Annotated in this window: 1 protein-coding gene and 1 pseudogene; both read left to right on the forward strand. The window is 42.5% G+C overall.

Going from position 1 to position 1248, the window contains the following annotated elements:
- Positions 1-155 (forward strand): annotated as a pseudogene (glmU, locus tag ACS8FD_RS15265) (bifunctional UDP-N-acetylglucosamine diphosphorylase/glucosamine-1-phosphate N-acetyltransferase GlmU); the annotation flags it as partial.
- A gap of 220 nt (positions 156-375) precedes the next feature.
- A partial coding sequence (locus ACS8FD_RS15270) for a glutamine--fructose-6-phosphate aminotransferase (RefSeq protein WP_459252133.1) occupies positions 376-1248 on the forward strand: 873 nt, incomplete at its 3' end.

Consider the following 1248-nt stretch of genomic DNA (forward strand, 5'->3'; position numbering starts at 1 on the left):
TGAGTCTGGTTGCTCCAGTAACGGTTGGCGATACTGCGGTAGTTGCGGCAGGATCTGTAATTACAGAAGATGTTGATAGTAATGCCTTGGCTTTGGGTCGCGCTCGTCAGGTACAAAAAGCAGATTTTCAACGTCCAACTAAAAAGTCGAAATAGTTAGCTGATAGTAGTAAGTTTATAGTTAAGCGTTTAGTAGCGAAATCATAACCAACTTGAGCAGCGCGGCAATTTTGCGGTGCTGCTTAATAATATGACTTATATATTAAATAACTTTTGAATACTTACAGCTTATTTATTCACTACTGATTTGTATACATTGTTTTTGATTCACTTTTATTTGTCTAACATCATTAAAAATTTAACTTAAGGAATAGCTATGTGCGGAATTGTAGGCGCAGTTGCTGAGCGTAATATCGCTAATATTTTACTTGAAGGCCTAAAGCGTTTGGAATATCGAGGCTATGATTCTGCGGGCTTGACGGTCATTCGTAATGGTGAATTACATCGTGAACGTCAAGTAGGCAAAGTACTGGCATTGGTTAATGCAGTCGCGAATGATCCAGCCAATTTTGATGGTCATATTGGTATTGCGCACACACGCTGGGCAACTCATGGCGAGCCTGCACAACGTAATGCGCATCCCCACGTCTCAGGTAAAATCGCGGTCGTTCATAACGGTATCGTTGAAAACTACGCTGAGCTAAAAGAAGACTTGATGGCCAAAGGTTATGAGTTTACATCACAGACAGATACCGAAGTAGTCGCGCATCTGATCAATGATGTTTATCAAAAAACATCTGATCTACTAGAAGCTGTTCGCACAGTTACGCCGTTATTACATGGTGCATTTGCCCTTGGCATCGTCCATGTAGACAGTCCAGAAGAGCTCATTGCTGTACGTTTGGGCTCACCTTTGGTCATCGGTGTGGGTATCGGTGAGAACTTTATTGCGTCAGATCAATTGGCGCTATTGCCAGTTACCAACCGATTTATGTACCTAGAAGAAGGCGATATTGCTAATATTACACGTGAACATATTCGTGTTTATGCGGACGGCGTAGAAGTCAGTCGCAAAGTACATGAGATAGATGCCAAGCAGCATAATGCCGATAAGGGCGAGTTTAAGCATTATATGCTCAAAGAAATCTATGAGCAGCCAGATGCGGTCGCTCGTACGGTTGAGATGGCAGTAGATAATGGTGAAACGACCAAACTACGCGATGACTTTTTAGACCGTCACGAAACCAAG

The organism is Psychrobacter sp. 1U2 (assembly GCF_051847575.1).